This window comes from Microbacterium sp. LjRoot205 (genome assembly GCF_056175745.1).
In genome coordinates, this window is sequence record NZ_JBGFFH010000008.1 from 55,020 (window position 1) to 68,411 (window position 13,392).

The window sequence follows — 13,392 nt, forward strand, 5'->3', positions numbered from 1 at the left end:
CACACGCGTGCTCAGCATCCGACTGGCGTCGAGCGGCGGGTCGGATGCCGCACTCTGCGGGCAGGCCGCACTCACGGAGATCGACAGGGATCGGACCTGGCTCAGCTCTCGCAAAGGCCTGGACGTGTCCTCAGCCGACGGCGAGAACTCATGCCTTCCCGAATCGGCGTCGTACCGCATCCTGCTGACGTTCCTGCTGCCCGACGACGCCGAGGGTCCCTTCCTGCTCGACATCGAGGGGAGCGACGACGACCTCGCTCGCTTCCGCATCGACCCCTGAGGGGCGGGTGTCGAGGCCAGAGCGGGGGCGGCCGATGACGCTGTCGTACGCCGTCGCGACGATCGCCACCCTCAGCGGTTCGGCCACTGCCGCGATCGCGACGGTGACGAGGGGGAAGACCCCGGCCCAGAACCACCGTTCATGGCCGCCGATGAGCAGCAGCACGCCGCGGGTTCCCGCCTGCTCGGCGAACGCCCACAGCGCATAGGCCAGCGCGTAGGCACCGAAGAGCAGCGGTCCGCCGCGCCAGATCACCGTGACGGCCGCCCAGAGACCCTCGAGCCGCATCACCAGGGTGCGCGCGATGCTCATCGCCGCACCGCGAGCCGCTCCCCCACCGAACCGCGAGAACGCCGGGGTCGAGTCGAAGGTCGTGCCGAAGATCACGCCGGCCACCGTGAGCCAGGCAGCGGGGACGATGAGTGCGGCGACGAGGATCCCGATGAGCCAGGTCGTTCCCTCCCAGACCGCGGCGATGGGCTCGAGGTTCACGGCGAACCAGTCGCCGAACCCTCGCAGCCAGCCGACCGCCTGGCGCTCGGCGAACCAGTCGAGGACGCTCGTCCACCACCGTGCGACGAGTGTGAAGAGCATGAATGTCCACAGCACCTCTGCGTAGGTGGCGAGGATGATAGTCCAGCGCGGCAGCCTGGCGGCGAACCGGGTCAAGAGCAGTCGCGCGACGAGGGCGATCACGAGCACCGTCACCGGCAGAACACCGATCGAGATCAGTCCGCCGCGGTCGCCGATCTGCGAGAATCCCTCCCCGGACTGGGGCAGCGCCACGGCGAGCGCGATCTGGAAGAACTCGATCTGGTCGGCGTCGAGCAGACCCCACGCGGTGTAGAACGCGAAGAACGGCAGGATCGCCGCGAGCGTGGCCGAGCCGAACTCGCGGATGCCACCCGCATCCTCCCGGCGGCTGTGCGGCAGCGACGGCCGCACCGTGAGATACATCGCGACGTACGAGACGAGACGAGCGGCGACCGCCAGCGGCAGCAGCAGCAGGCCCCCGAGCGTGGTGTGGCCGCCGACGAATCCGGCGAACTCGATGAGCACGCGGTGCAGAGCCTCGCCCCCGAGATACCAGGCCATGAGCGCAGGCCAGTGCCGCGCGATGATGCGCCCGAACGTCCGGAGGGCCTGTGACATGTGCCCTACCGTACCGGTCGGGCACGACGCGCCTCTGTGGACTCCGAGCGTCGGGCCGCCTACTCCCCACTGTGGTGGCCGTCAACCGGCTTTCCGCGCCGAGTCAGCGCGAGCACCATGGCTGCGTGCAAGCATCGAACCGGTCTCGTCTTCGCTCCGTCTTCTCGACGGCCGTGCTCCTGCTCGCGATCGGCCTGTCGGGCTGCGGCCTGACGATCCCCGCCGACCCCGACGGCACGCTGTCGTCCGTGACCGGCTCGGAGCTGCGGGTCGGCGTCACGTCGGAGCCCGGGCTCGTCGACGTCGAACGAGCCACTCCGACCGGCAGCCTCCCCGACCTCGTGGGCGGGTTCGCCGACAGCATCGACGCCGAGATCGACTGGACGGACGGGTCGGAGGAGACCCTGGTCGGGATGCTCGAGCGCGGCGACCTCGACCTCGTGATCGGCGGCTTCACGGCGAGCACCCCGTGGATCGACAAAGCCGGTGTGACTCGCGCGTATCCCGGCATCGACGGAGCCGAAGGCCGACAGATCGTGATGCTCGTGCCACTGGGCGAGAACGCGTTCCTGAGCGAGCTCGAGCGGTACCTCGACGAGGAGGTGGGCTCGTGACGACGCCGACGAGGATCGGACGGACGGAGCTCCCCGACGAGCAGCGAGACGCCCTGCGGCGCGCCATCCGATGGGAGTGGTTCACGATCGCCTACACCTCGGTCACGATCGCCCTGATCGCGCTCGTGGTCGGCAACTCGCAGGCGATGCGCACCGCGTGGATCGAGGACATGCTGTCGCTGATCCCCCAGTTCGCATTCCTCATCGCGCTGCTGTTCGTGCGGCGCCGTCCGACCGTGAAGCACCCCTATGGGCTGCATCGGGTGATGGGCATCGGCCACCTCGTGGCGGGGGTCGCCCTGCTGGCAGTGGGACTCAACCTGGCGATCGAAGCAGTCACCGGACTCATCGCCGGTGAGCATCCGACCATCGGCACCGTGCAGCTCTTCGGACAGACGATCTGGCTCGGCTGGCTCATGGTCGCCGTCATGGCCGTGGTCATCGTCGGGCCGGTGTTCTTCTACGGCCCCGCCAAGTCGAAGCTCGCGCCCGTGCTGCACAACAAGCTGCTCTACGCCGACGCCGACATGGCGAAGGCCGACTGGCAGACCACGGTCGCCTCGATCGTCGGCGTGCTCGGTGTCGGCATGGGTGTGTGGTGGCTCGACGGCGCGGCGGCTCTGGTCATCTCGCTCGGCATCATCTGGGACGGATGGCGCAACACGAAGACCGCGGTGATCGACCTCATGGACCAGCGCGCGAGGACCTACGACAGCAAGCATCCGCATCCGCTCGCCGGTGATGTGCTCGCGACCATACGCTCACGACCCTGGGTGAAAGAGGCGGGAGTCCGGATGCGCGACCAGGGCCAGGTCTTCCACATCGAGGCCTTCGTGGTCCCCCACAAGAGCAAGGTGTCGCTGGATCACGTGACCGACCTGGCCGAGCGCATCACCGACCTCGATTGGAAGGTGCAGGATGTGGTGATCTACCCGGTCGGGAGGCTCCCTGACGGCGTCGACACGTCAGGGCGCGACTGACCGCCGGAACCCGTCGTGACAGATCGTTGGGGACAGGCCGCTCTCGTCGCGCGTCAGACGTCGTCCTCGTCGTCGCTTCCGTCACCGGATCCCGCGGCATCGGGATCGTTCGGAACCGGGTCCTCGGACTGCTGACGCGGCGCGAGCTCGTCGGGGATCATCGGTGTCTCGTCCGCCTGGTCTCTCCGGTCATCGGGGGTGGATTCGATCTCTGACATGGTGCTCCCTTCGTCGGTGTGCGTATTGCGACAGCATGCCTCGGCGGGCCGGTCGACGTGTGCCCCTTGACAGAACGGACCCACACGCTCAGTGGAACGGGCAACCGCTGGACGCGGAGGAGGACGCCGAGGACACCGACCGCACCTTGCCGCCGGAGCGGGGCTTCGTGGGCAGCCGTCGGCGGTTGACGTCGAGCCCGTCGTCGAGGATCCGCAGACCGGGGTCGCTGAGCACCGTGACCGCTGCGGCGAGCCCCGCGATCGCGAGCTTCTCGCCGGGGCATCGATGGCCGGTCGCGACGTCGGCCCCGCCATGCGGGATGAACGCGGCGAGCGCCTCGTAGTCTGCGCCGACATCGCGGAAACGCTCCGGGTCGAACCGCTCGGGACGCGCCCAGAAGCGGTCGTCGGTATTGGTGCCGAGGATGTCGAGCACGACGCGGCCACCGGCATCCACTTTCTGCCCGTCGAGCTCGACGTCGGCGATCGCCCACCCGGGGAGCATCGGCACGAACGGGGACGTCCGTCTGATCTCCTGCGCGAACATGATCGACAGCGGTCCACCGACCAGGGCGCCCCGTTCGGCGGCCTCGGCGGCGATGCGCTCACGCCACTCGGGGTGCTCGTTCAGCGCCTTGGCGGCGAACGCGACGAAGCGCGCGACGGCGATCATCGGACGGATGCTGTTCTGCAGCTCGACCCCCGCGATGCGCGCGGGCAGCAACTCGCCGTCCTGATCGCGGTGGTGCGCCCACTGCTCGAGCGCTGTTCCCGGCTCGGCACTGAGCGCACCGTGCCGCACGGCCTCGATGAGCTGCGCGGAGTGGCGGTCGGACCACCAGCGGTTGGCCAGAGCGGCGAGGTACTCCGGTGAGTACGGCGAGCCGAAGCCGTCGACGATCTGGGCGAGCCGGGCCGCCCACCGTGTCTTCGCTGCGGGCGTGCCGGGCACACCGGCCCACCCCATGATCGCTCGGCCCAGCGCACCGACCGCCGCGTCGTAGGCGCTGCGGGTGCCGCCGTCGAGCCAGGCCCGACGTTCGCTCTGCCACTCGCGCTCGAGCCATGGCGTCAGCCGCTCGACCTGCTCGTCTTCATAGGCGACGTCGATGAACGTCGCCTTGCGGTGCTTGTGCGCGTCACCGTCGAGGCTGTGCACGGAGCCGTGGCCGAACAGGCTCTCCTGCACGAGGGCCGGCATCGCCCCGGAGCGCGCGATGCGGGTCTCGTCGTAGAACAGCTCGACGCCCTCGACGCCGCGCACGAACACGGTGTCGTCACCGAGCAGACGCATCGGCGCCGACCTCGCACCCGGTCGCACCCTGCGCCAGATCCGTGGACCGAAGCCGTAACCGCGGGTGAGCAGGGTGTGTGCGTCGTCGTGCGCGAGAGCGCCGAGTCTGCGAGCGGCGCGAACGGGAAGATCGATGAGTGCCATGACCCGACGTTCGCAGAGACGCGTGCGCTGTTCCAGGGGGAGGCGCCGATGCTGGGTCTGTGGTACGGCCGGTCGGCGCCGCACGCGGCCCGTCAACCCCCTCGGTGGATCGACGCGGAGGCAGGAGCATGAAGGCAACCGTCACAGAAGGAGCCGACATGGCCAAGAACGTGCGCACGATGAACTGCCGCCCCGATGACGTGTTCCGGGTGCTGGCCGACGCCTGGCTCTACCCGGCGTGGGTCGTCGGCGCGTCGCGCATGCGCGACGTCGATGACACCTGGCCGCAGCCCGGCGCCGAACTGCACCACTCGGTGGGCGTCTGGCCCGCCCTTCTCGACGACACGACGGTGGTCGAAGAATGGGATCCCCCGCACCGGATGGTCATGCGTGCCAAGGGGTGGCCGATCGGCGAGGCCCGCGTCACGCTGCGAGTGCGTTCGCACGGCGACGGATCTCTCGTCCGCATCGACGAAGAGCCGGTGCGTGGCCCCGCCACCCTCGTGCCGAGCGTGCTGACCGCTCCTCTGCTGCGCTGGCGCAATTCCGAGACCCTGCACCGGCTGGGATACCTCGCCGAGGGAAAGGCCGGCTGAGTCCGGAGCCCGAGCGGGGCTGACCGGCACGTGAGCCGGCTGCGCAGTACGGGCTGCACAGCCGGCGGTCACCGTCAGACGGTGGAGGGCTGGAGCACGACCTTGATGCAGCCGTCGGCCTTGCGCTGGAAGGTCTCATAGAGACCCGGAGCGTCTTCGAGCGGTGCGGTGTGGGTCGTGAGATCCATCACGCCGAGCGGGTCGCTGAGATCCTCGACCAGCGGCATCAGGTCGTCGATCCAGCGCTTGACGTTGCACTGGCCCATGCGGATGCTGACCTGCTTGTCGAACAGCGTCTTCATGGGCATGATGTCGGCATCCCCGGCGTAGACGCCGCTGAGCGACACCGTGCCGCCGCGGCGCACGACGTCGATCGACGCATAGAGGGCGGCGAGGCGATCGATGCCCGCCTTGTCGAAGACCTGCCTGGCGGCGGGGTCGGGCAGCAGACCGACAGCGCGCTGCACGAGCTTGATTCCCGGGTTGCCGTGCGCCTCCATGCCGACGGCGTCGACGACGGCATCCGCCCCTCGTCCGTCCGTGAGGTCTCGCAGCTCTGCGACGACATCGTCGGTCAGGTCGAAGACCTCGGCGCCGTGTCGGGCGGCCATCTCGCGTCGCTCGGCGACGGGGTCCACCGCGAGCACGCGATATCCGCGGTGCGCGCCGACGCGGGCGACGAACTGGCCGACCGGCCCGAGTCCCATCACGGCGAGCGTTCCGCCGTCCGGCACATTCGCGTACTCGACGCCCTGCCAGGCGGTCGGCAGGATGTCGCTGAGAAAGAGGTAGCGCTCGTCCGGCAGGTCGGAGGCGACCTTGATGTGGTTGTAGTCGGCGAGCGGGACCCGGAGGTACTCGGCCTGCCCGCCGGGGACCTGCCCGTAGAGCTTCGTGTAGCCGAACAGCGAGGCGCCGCTGCCGTATTCCTTCACCTGCGTCGTCTCGCACTGGGACTGCAGGCCGCGCAGACAGAAGAAGCAGTGGCCGCACGAGATGTTGAACGGCACGACGACTCGATCGCCGACCGCCAGATCGCGCACGGCGCTTCCCACCTCGACCACGACGCCCATCGGCTCGTGGCCGAGGATGTCGCCTTTGTCGAGGAACGGGCCCAGCAGTTCGTAGAGGTGCAGATCCGAGCCGCAGATCGCCGAAGAGGTGATCCGGACGATCGCATCCGTCGCATGCTCGATGACCGGGTCGGGCACCTCCTCGACCGTCACGTTGCGCGTGCCCTGCCAGGTGAGTGCCTTCATGGTGTCCTCCTCGGGGATGTCGGATGTCCACCCTCCGTCGCTCGCGCCCGAAACGACAGAGGGTTGACACCTCGCCGTCGGTGGGCGGGGGTCAGCGCGGCGCGGCGATCAGATGGGCGCGCTGCTCGGCGAGCGGACACGAGAAGACGTCGCGCTCTCCGAGTCCGACCCGATTGATGTAGCGCACGACGATCGCGTAGGACGCGAACAACCCGACCTGGGTGTACTTCACATCGTGCGCCTCGCAGTAGGCGGCGACGAGCGGCGCTGCCCGGCGCAGGTGCGGCCGGGGCATCGACGGGAACAGGTGGTGCTCGACCTGGTAGTTCAGGCCGCCCATCACGACGTCGATCACGCGACTCCCCCGCACGTTGCGGCTCATCAGCACCTGCCTCCGGAGGAAGTCCAGGGTCAGGTCCTTCGGAACCACGGGCATGCCCTTGTGGTTCGGCGCGAACGAGATGCCCATGTAGAACCCGAACAGGCCCAGCTGCACCGCGAGAAACACGAACGCGATGCCCGGCGACAGCACGATGAACACCAGCGTGACGAATCCGATCATCCGGATGCTGAGGAAGACGATCTCGGCCCACCGCCGCTCGAGTCGTCCGCGGGTGACCACTCGTCGGACACTAGACGCGTGCAGCGACAGCCCCTCGAGGAGCAGGATCGGGAAGAACAGCAGCCCCTGGTGCGCCTGCAGCCAGGTGACCGCCGCGCTGCGGCGACGTGCGGCCGTCTCAGGTGTGACGGCGATGACCGGGAGTTCGATATCGGGGTCGGCCCCGAGCTTGTTCGGGTTCGCATGATGGCGCGTGTGCTTGTGCTGCCACCAGCCGTAGCTCATTCCCACGAGCAGATCGCCCAGGACGATGCTGGTCCAGTCGTTCCACCGCCCCGACACGAAGATCTGCCGGTGCGCCGCGTCGTGGCCGAGGAACGCGATCTGCGTGAAGACGATCGCGAGCACAGCAGCGGTGAACAGCTGCCACCACGTGTCGCCGATCCAGACGAAGGCGGCGAGGCTGACGGCGACGACCAGCGGGGCCGCGATGAGTTTGGTCCAGTAATAGCCGTACCGACGGCGAAGCAGTCCGCGTTCGCGGATCTGCTGCGCCAGCTCGGTGAAGGTGCTCGATCCGCCACGCGCGGTGTCGCGTGGGCGAGTGCTGATGGTCTGACCGGTGGCGTCCATGACGACCTCTTCTCCGAAGTCATCCGCTGTCGACACGAACAGCTCCGCTACGGCCCACTGTGGTGTCCTGCGGGCTCTGATGCCGACGGTACGCCGGTCGCGTCCGCGCACAGCGGGCCTTGACAATTCCCCGGTGCGGGTGTGGGGCCGGCCGCTCTCCGTCGGCACGCTCCGTCGCACGCATGCGTCCTCCCCATCGCCCCGTCGAGGGAGGGTGCGGTATCGAGGATGAAAGACGGTGTTCGGGCCGGCGGATGCACAGCCGCCGGCCCACGATATTATGGGATGCTGGTATCGCCCCCGGTGATCATCCGATCGCGTCTCATGACATGGGTTCCGTGGCGCAGTGAGGAGATCATGATGGGAAAGCTCGTCTACGAAGGCAGCGTCAAGGCCGACATCGAAGACCGCGCCCTCACGCACCTGCAGCTCGTGATCACGGCCAAGCTGCGTCGAGGGGAGCCCTTCAGCTTCACCTGGCGCGAGGACATGAGCGTCGGCGGCGGCCGCACGACCGTCTGGGTGCACGCAGGCAGCTCGCTCGTCTTCAAGTACAGCGGAAGCCGTCAGCCCTCGATCAACCGCGCCTGGATCGAAGCCCTCGCGTTCACGGCCAGCGCGCCGAGCGGTCTCTACCTCGTGCCCGAGCCCGCAGAGGGCAGCGCACCGCCGGCAGAGCGTCTCGACGTTCCCGCGCACGCCTGACGAAGGGGAGAATGGGGAGGTGTCCCCGAACCCCCCGCGGCGACTGCTCGCCTCCGTGCAGCGCATCCTGCACACCGATCCCTCCGCCGTCGCCCACACCGAGGCGATGCCCGTCATCGACGAACGCACCGTGCCGCGGGTCTTGGATCTCGCCACCCGCATCGGCGAATCGATGTTCGGTGTCGGTGCCTCCGCTCACGAGGTGACGCTGGCCATCACCCGCGTCTGCGCCGCGTACGGCATGCGAGACGTGCAGGTCGATGTGACCTACAACTCGATCACGGTGTCGTTCCACCTGAGCGGCGAGGTCTGGCCCGAGACGCTCGTGCGCGTCGTGCGGGTGGCGGCGCCCGACCACGCCAAGCTGCAGCGTGTGCAGGCCCTGGTCGCCGACATCGACGACGGCCTCGATCTGGAATCGGCGCGCACCGCCTACCGCGTGCTGCGCCGCGTGCCGTTCCGCTACCAGCAGCCTGTCGTCATCGTGGCCAGGGCGCTGCTGGCCGTCGGCGTCAGCATCATGCTCGGCGCCTCGGCGCTCATCGTCGGGCTCACCTTCGTCGCGGCGCTGTGCGCGGCACTGACCCAGGCGGGTCTCGCCCGCGCCAGGGTCCCCCTGTTCTTCAGCCAGATCGCCGGAGGCTTCGTCACCACGGTCGTCGCGGTCGCCGTCTCGGCGCTGGGCTCTGCGGGCATCGAGCCGTTCGTCGGCATCCGCCCCTCGATCATCGTGGCCTCGGGAATCGTGCTCATGCTCGCCGGCCTCACCGTCGTCGGTGCCGCGCAGGACGCGATCGACGGGTTCGCGCTCACCGCGGGCGGGCGCATCCTCGACCTGACCATGCAGACGCTCGGCGTCGTGATCGGCATCCTCGTCGGCCTCGAAGTCGGCAGCGTGCTCGGCTTCACGATGGGCCTGCCAGACGACCCCGCCCCGTTCGGTCCGCTGCTGAATCAGTTCCTCGGGGCGATCATCATCGCGATCGCCGTCGCCGTCTTCAACGGCGCCGGCATCCGCATCATCCTCGTCAGCGCGCTGCTCAGCGCCGTGACCATCGCCGGATACTCCGCCATGGTCGGAGTGAACCTGCACCCGGCGGCGGCGAGCGCGATCGGCGCACTGCTCGCCAGCTTCATCGGGATGCTGATCGCCGTGAAGCTGCATGTGCCGTCGGTCGCGGTGACGACGGCGGCCATCGTGCCGCTCGTTCCCGGTGTCGCGGTGTTCCAGGGGCTGCTCGAGATGATCCACTCGGCTGGGTCGGCATCGGGCGTGGTGGGCATCGGAGGGTCGCTGGTCGACGCCGTGGTCATCGGCATCGCATTGGCCTCGGGGGCTTCGCTCGGTCTGTATCTGGGCACGCCGGTGCGCGCCACCCTCACCAGCGTCGCGAAGACGCGGGCGCGGGTCGTACGGCGCTGAGCCGCAGCGAGTCGGCCCTGTCAGACTCGGGGTCCGAGCGTCCCCGCGTCAGCCTCTCCCGCCGCGTCCCCTTTCAGCTCGACGAGGATCGTGTGCGTCGGCGTCGTTCCCGTGTTCTCGCCCGAGTGGCGCTGGGCCGGGATCCAGACCGCCTGTCCGCTCGGCAGCGACGTGTCGAAGGTGCACTCCCCGGCTGAGAGCCGACGCGAGAAGTCGCTCAGGGTGACCATGACGCTGTTCGGGTGGTCGTGCGGAGTCGTCTGATCACCTGGCTCATCGGTGTATTCGAGCACGCGGACGAACTCGTTCTCCCAGAGCGTCCGGTAGTGATCAGGATTCGTCAGAGTGGGATCGTCGGTGATCATGCGGTCACTGTACGCTCCGCGATCCCACTCCGACAGGGGCATTTCGAGCGGCCGGCGCCGCCTTCAACCGCTCAGCCCCTGGACCTGACGATCAGGCGTCGGCGCGCACGGACTCCAGCGACGGGTAGTCGGTGTAGCCCTCGGCCGTGCGGCCGTAGAACAGCGCGGGACGAGGCTCGTTCAGCTCGGCGTCCTCACGCCAACGCTCGACGAGGTCGGGGTTCGCGATCACGGGTCGGCCGGCGGCCACGGCATCCGCCCATCCCTCTGAGACGAGCATCTCTGCCTCGTCGCGGGTCGTGGGAGAACCGAAGCCGGAGTTGATGATGAGGGGCGCTCCGAGAGTGCGGCGGATGCGCTGCACCAGCTCGCTCGTCGGGGCGGCATTCAGGATGTCGACGAAGGCGAGGCCGAGCGGTGCGAGGCCCTCGGCGACGGCGAGGTAGGTGGCGAGCGCGTCGTCGTCATCCTCTTCGAGGACGCCCTGGATGTTGTGCTGCGGCGACAGACGGATGCCGGTGCGATCGGCTCCGACGGCCTCGGCGACCGCACGGGTGACCTCGATGGCGAAGCGGGCGCGGTTCTCGGGTGATCCGCCGTACTGGTCGTCGCGGATGTTCGACACCGGCGAGAGGAACTCCTGCACGAGGTAGCCGTTGGCTCCGTGCACCTCGACGCCGTCGAAGCCCGCGGCGATCGCGTTGCGCGCGGCCTGCGCGAACTGCTCGACGACCATCGGGATCTCGTCGAGGGTCAGGGCGTGGGCGACAGGCATGTCGACCTTGCCCTCAGGAGTGTGGGTCTGGCCGGGAGCGGCGAGTGCGCTCGGGGCGACGACGCGCGGCTCACCCGAGATCGCGGGATGCGAGACGCGCCCGCCGTGCATCAGCTGCATGACGATGGTGCCGCCCGCTTCGTGCACGGCGTCGGCGACGGGCCGCCAGCCGGCGATCTGCTCTGGCGTGACGATGCCGGGCTGTCCGGAGTACGACTTGCCCTCGGGCGCCGGCCACGTCCCCTCCGAGATGATGAGGCCCTGACCCGCCCGCTGGCGGTAGTACTCGACCATCGTCTCGGTCGGCACGCCGTCATCATCTGCACGCGTGCGGGTGAGAGGCGCCATGACGACGCGGTTGGACAACTGGAGGGCGCCGAAGACGGCCGGTTCGAAGAGAGTCACGCTCAGGGGTAAGGCGCGCGAGGGGTGCGGTATTCCCCCGCCGCGATATGCATGCCGGATGCTCAGTCGGCTGCGCCGCCGTACATCTCGCCCACGGGCACCGCCACCGGCAGCACATTGCCCGGCTGCGCGAGCGGGCACGCCCAGGCGGGGTCGTACGCGCAGGACGGGTTGTAGGCGAAGTTGAAGTCGAGCACGATGGTGCCGCGCTCGGCATCCGATCCGAGGTCCGCACCCTTGATCGTGTCGATCAGGTAGCGGCCTCCCCCGTACGTGCCGCCCGGACGACCGGCGAGCGCGTCGCGCACCGGGACGAAGATCCCACCGCCGTAGGTCGTCAGCCGCCAGACGTCGAGCGATCCGGTGTCGGGGATCTCCACCCTGCCGATGCGCTCGAACGGCACCACGCCGTCGGTGCCGGTCGCGAAGTCGAAGCCGCCGGGCTCCGCGGGCAGGATGGGCAGCTCGAAGCGCCACTGCGGGTCGTAGGAGGCGATCGGCAGCCCCTCGAAGAGCGGGCGGTCGTCAGCCAGCAGCGGGGTCGCCGCGTGATGCAGCATCAGGTCGTCGCGCTCGATGCGCCACAGCTCGTGCGCCTCTTCGGCGGAGTCCGCGCGGCGCACCGCGTCGTAGAGGGCGAAGACCCGACGCCTCCAGTCGACGACCTCGGCGGCGGTGCGGGCTTTCGTGAGCGTCATGTCCTCCAGGCTACGCGGATGCGGTGGCGCAGCGGCCGCGACGACCTGCGAGGCGGCCGATTCACGAATCCGTGTCGCGCGGCAGCACGGTGAGTACGCGCTCGATGTGGTCGCGGAACTCGACCAGGTAGTCGCGGAGGAACTTCGCCGTGCCCTCGTTCGTGACCGTGCCGTCATCCGAGAAGGTGTCGGGCGAGAACTGGATGTAGGCCTCGGGGGCGGTCATCTGGCGGGCGTTGCAGAAGCTGAGCACGCCGCGCAGGCTCTGCTGGGCGACGGCCGTGCCGATCGCACCGACCGATGCTCCGATGACGGCGGCCGGGATGTGATCGAACGAGTTCTGGCCCCACGGTCGCGAGGCCCAGTCGATCGCGTTCTTGAGTCCCCCGGGGATCGAACGGTTGTACTCGGGTGTGACGAAGAGCACGGCATCCGCCGAAGCGATCGACTCCTTGAGATCCACCGCCACAGCGGGGTAGTCGGCGTCGTAGTCCTGACTGTAGAGAGGGAGGTCTCTGATCGGGATCTCGAAGAACTCGAGATCGGATGGAGCGAGCCTGATCAGCGCCGTCGCGAGGATGCGGTTGATCGAGGTGGACGAGAGGCTTCCCACGAAGTATCCGACCCTGTACGCCATGACTGTTCCTCATTCCTGTAACCGTGGGATCAGTCTCGTCCTGGCTCGTCGCCGAGTCCAGCCCTTGCGCGACGAGAACGCCGCCGACCTCGGTCAGTCGCCGAACGCGGCGAGCAGCTCCGCGAAGTGATCGAGGTCTTCGGCCGACCAGCGGCGCAGCCGCTCGCCGAGGCGCTCCTCGTAGCGCGAGCGGGCCAGAGCGACCCGCTCCTGCGCCAGCTCGGTCGCGACGAGCACCCGTGCCCGGCGATCGTCGGGATCGGGGACGCTCTCGACCAGCCCGAGCTGCTCGAGCTGCCGCACGTGACGGCTGACGGCCGACTTGTCGGTCTGCAGACGCTCGATGATCGCCCCGGCCGAGGTCGCCTTGCCGGTCGCGATCGAGGTCAGCACCTGATATCCGAGGGGCTGCAGGTCGGGGTGCACGGTCTGCGCCGCTTCGCGCCAGCTCACCCGGATGCGGGCGAACAGCCTTCCCAGCTCGTGCTCGACCCTCGAGATCGCCTGGTCGAGCTCGGCCGGATCGAGGGCGGCCGGATCGAGGGGCTCGGCACCTGCGGAGTCTGCGGCGGGCGCGCCCTCTCGGGCGGGTTCGTCGGGCGAGGCACTCATGGTCGCCAGCTTACGGCGAAGCCCCGCCGTCTCAGAGACG

At 69.0% G+C, this 13,392-nt stretch carries 15 protein-coding genes; 5 read left to right on the forward strand and 10 right to left on the reverse strand.

Annotated elements, in window-relative coordinates; all coding sequences use genetic code 11:
• Positions 1–148: 148 nt before the first annotated feature.
• The gene (locus AC04ME_RS14590; protein ID WP_475435679.1) at positions 149–1,432 is read right to left on the reverse strand and encodes a hypothetical protein; all 1,284 of its coding nucleotides are present in this window, start codon (positions 1,430–1,432) and stop codon (positions 149–151) included.
• Between the two features lie 125 nt (positions 1,433–1,557).
• Between AC04ME_RS14590 and AC04ME_RS14595 the strand changes: the two genes are divergently transcribed.
• Together AC04ME_RS14595 and AC04ME_RS14600 are read left to right on the forward strand one after the other, a co-directional pair.
• Positions 1,558–2,046: a hypothetical protein gene (locus tag AC04ME_RS14595; protein WP_475435681.1), complete on the forward strand. Its 489-nt coding sequence runs from the start codon at positions 1,558–1,560 to the stop codon at positions 2,044–2,046.
• Entirely contained in the window at positions 2,043–3,026 is a 984-nt protein-coding gene (locus AC04ME_RS14600) for a cation efflux transmembrane domain-containing protein (RefSeq protein ID WP_475435683.1), read from the forward strand. Before AC04ME_RS14595 ends, AC04ME_RS14600 begins: the two co-directional genes overlap by 4 nt.
• A 53-nt stretch (positions 3,027–3,079) precedes the next feature.
• Here the strand turns inward: AC04ME_RS14600 and AC04ME_RS14605 are convergent, their stop codons facing one another.
• Complete coding sequence (locus AC04ME_RS14605; protein ID WP_475435685.1) at positions 3,080–3,244, reverse strand: hypothetical protein; 165 nt, start codon at positions 3,242–3,244, stop codon at positions 3,080–3,082.
• An 88-nt stretch (positions 3,245–3,332) separates the two neighbouring features.
• Positions 3,333–4,682, reverse strand: a complete 1,350-nt coding sequence (locus AC04ME_RS14610) for a cytochrome P450 (protein ID WP_475435687.1) — start codon at positions 4,680–4,682, stop codon at positions 3,333–3,335.
• Between the two features lie 158 nt (positions 4,683–4,840).
• Here AC04ME_RS14610 and AC04ME_RS14615 point away from each other — a divergent pair, with 158 nt between their 5' ends.
• Positions 4,841–5,278 carry an SRPBCC family protein gene (locus AC04ME_RS14615; RefSeq protein ID WP_309691192.1) on the forward strand — a complete coding sequence of 146 codons (438 nt, stop codon included), beginning with the start codon at positions 4,841–4,843 and terminating at the stop codon, positions 5,276–5,278.
• A gap of 74 nt (positions 5,279–5,352) precedes the next feature.
• Here the strand turns inward: AC04ME_RS14615 and AC04ME_RS14620 are convergent, their stop codons facing one another.
• Positions 5,353–6,537, reverse strand: a complete 1,185-nt coding sequence (locus AC04ME_RS14620) for a zinc-dependent alcohol dehydrogenase (protein WP_042540033.1) — start codon at positions 6,535–6,537, stop codon at positions 5,353–5,355.
• 91 nt (positions 6,538–6,628) lie between these two features.
• The gene (locus tag AC04ME_RS14625; protein WP_475435910.1) at positions 6,629–7,732 is read right to left on the reverse strand and encodes a fatty acid desaturase family protein; all 1,104 of its coding nucleotides are present in this window, start codon (positions 7,730–7,732) and stop codon (positions 6,629–6,631) included.
• A gap of 360 nt (positions 7,733–8,092) precedes the next feature.
• Between AC04ME_RS14625 and AC04ME_RS14630 the strand changes: the two genes are divergently transcribed.
• Together AC04ME_RS14630 and AC04ME_RS14635 are read left to right on the forward strand one after the other, a co-directional pair.
• Positions 8,093–8,437, forward strand: coding sequence for a DUF7882 family protein (locus AC04ME_RS14630; protein ID WP_042540154.1), 345 nt, complete (start codon positions 8,093–8,095; stop codon positions 8,435–8,437).
• A 19-nt stretch (positions 8,438–8,456) separates the two neighbouring features.
• Positions 8,457–9,860, forward strand: a complete 1,404-nt coding sequence (locus AC04ME_RS14635) for a threonine/serine exporter family protein (RefSeq protein ID WP_042540029.1) — start codon at positions 8,457–8,459, stop codon at positions 9,858–9,860.
• Between the two features lie 20 nt (positions 9,861–9,880).
• Here AC04ME_RS14635 and AC04ME_RS14640 read toward each other — a convergent pair whose 3' ends face one another.
• The 5 genes from AC04ME_RS14640 to AC04ME_RS14660 form a co-directional block, all read right to left on the reverse strand.
• On the reverse strand, positions 9,881–10,225 hold the full coding sequence (locus tag AC04ME_RS14640) for a cytoplasmic protein (protein ID WP_475435690.1): 345 nt from the start codon (positions 10,223–10,225) through the stop codon (positions 9,881–9,883).
• A gap of 91 nt (positions 10,226–10,316) precedes the next feature.
• Positions 10,317–11,405 carry an alkene reductase gene (locus AC04ME_RS14645; RefSeq protein ID WP_475435692.1) on the reverse strand — a complete coding sequence of 363 codons (1,089 nt, stop codon included), beginning with the start codon at positions 11,403–11,405 and terminating at the stop codon, positions 10,317–10,319.
• Between the two features lie 62 nt (positions 11,406–11,467).
• Positions 11,468–12,103 (reverse strand): DUF1684 domain-containing protein, encoded by a 636-nt coding sequence (locus AC04ME_RS14650; protein WP_056374079.1) that lies wholly within the window; start codon positions 12,101–12,103, stop codon positions 11,468–11,470.
• A 61-nt stretch (positions 12,104–12,164) separates the two neighbouring features.
• On the reverse strand, positions 12,165–12,740 hold the full coding sequence (locus AC04ME_RS14655; RefSeq protein ID WP_042540025.1) for an NADPH-dependent FMN reductase: 576 nt from the start codon (positions 12,738–12,740) through the stop codon (positions 12,165–12,167).
• A 93-nt stretch (positions 12,741–12,833) separates the two neighbouring features.
• Entirely contained in the window at positions 12,834–13,352 is a 519-nt protein-coding gene (locus AC04ME_RS14660) for a MarR family winged helix-turn-helix transcriptional regulator (RefSeq protein ID WP_042540023.1), read from the reverse strand.
• Between the last annotated feature and the right edge of the window lie 40 nt (positions 13,353–13,392).

Bases quoted from the DNA above. Each gene is read 5' to 3' on its own strand.
- AC04ME_RS14590 (WP_475435679.1), bottom strand. From the start codon at position 1,432: ATGTCACAGGCCCTCCGGACGTTCGGGCGCATCATCGCGCGGCACTGG.
- AC04ME_RS14605 (WP_475435685.1), bottom strand. From the start codon at position 3,244: ATGTCAGAGATCGAATCCACCCCCGATGACCGGAGAGACCAGGCGGAC.
- AC04ME_RS14610 (WP_475435687.1), bottom strand. From the start codon at position 4,682: ATGGCACTCATCGATCTTCCCGTTCGCGCCGCTCGCAGACTCGGCGCT.
- AC04ME_RS14615 (WP_309691192.1), top strand. From the start codon at position 4,841: ATGGCCAAGAACGTGCGCACGATGAACTGCCGCCCCGATGACGTGTTC.
- AC04ME_RS14620 (WP_042540033.1), bottom strand. From the start codon at position 6,537: ATGAAGGCACTCACCTGGCAGGGCACGCGCAACGTGACGGTCGAGGAG.
- AC04ME_RS14625 (WP_475435910.1), bottom strand. From the start codon at position 7,732: ATGGACGCCACCGGTCAGACCATCAGCACTCGCCCACGCGACACCGCG.
- AC04ME_RS14630 (WP_042540154.1), top strand. From the start codon at position 8,093: ATGGGAAAGCTCGTCTACGAAGGCAGCGTCAAGGCCGACATCGAAGAC.
- AC04ME_RS14640 (WP_475435690.1), bottom strand. From the start codon at position 10,225: ATGATCACCGACGATCCCACTCTGACGAATCCTGATCACTACCGGACG.
- AC04ME_RS14650 (WP_056374079.1), bottom strand. From the start codon at position 12,103: ATGACGCTCACGAAAGCCCGCACCGCCGCCGAGGTCGTCGACTGGAGG.
- AC04ME_RS14655 (WP_042540025.1), bottom strand. From the start codon at position 12,740: ATGGCGTACAGGGTCGGATACTTCGTGGGAAGCCTCTCGTCCACCTCG.
- AC04ME_RS14660 (WP_042540023.1), bottom strand. From the start codon at position 13,352: ATGAGTGCCTCGCCCGACGAACCCGCCCGAGAGGGCGCGCCCGCCGCA.